The sequence below is a fragment of the Acinetobacter sp. 18QD2AZ41W genome (genome assembly GCF_009829025.1).
GTDB lineage: Bacteria > Pseudomonadota > Gammaproteobacteria > Pseudomonadales > Moraxellaceae > Acinetobacter > Acinetobacter pseudolwoffii.
In genome coordinates this window covers 1-532 of the sequence record NZ_WURP01000067.1, presented here as the reverse complement: position 1 = coordinate 532, position 532 = coordinate 1, and the positions used below count along the sequence as shown (strand labels likewise).

Annotated in this window: 1 protein-coding gene; it reads left to right on the top strand. The window is 40.8% G+C overall.

The genetic code is table 11. The features are described 5' to 3' along the window. Positions 1-2: 2 nt before the first annotated feature. Positions 3-532, top strand: a 530-nt coding sequence (locus GVV58_RS15290) for an IS6-like element IS1006 family transposase (protein WP_066029262.1), incomplete at its 3' end; no start/stop codon positions are given.

The window sequence follows — 532 nt, the reverse complement described above, 5'->3', positions numbered from 1 at the left end:
ATATGAATCCTTTCCATGGTCGGCATTTTCAGGGCGAAATCATTCTTTGGGCTGTGCGCTGGTATTGTAAATATGGCATTAGCTATCGTGAACTGCAGGAAATGCTGGCCGAACGGGGTGTGAATGTTGATCACACGACTATTTACCGTTGGGTTCAACGTTATGCTCCTGAAATAGAAAAACGTTTACGCTGGTATTGGCGTAATCCTACAGATCTGAGCTCGTGGCATATTGATGAAACCTATGTAAAAGTGAATGGACGATGGTCTTATCTGTATCGTGCAGTCGATCAACGTGGCGATACCATTGATTTTTATCTTTCTTCTAGACGTAATACCAAATCAGCATATTGTTTTCTTGGAAAAATTTTAAATAATGTGAAGAAGTGGCAAATTCCACAAGTGATCAACACGGATAAAGCACCCACATATGGACGTGCTTTATCACGGTTAAAACGGGAAGGTAAATGTCCACCAGACCTTGAGCACAGGCAGATTAAGTATAAAAATAACGTGATTGAATGTGATCATGG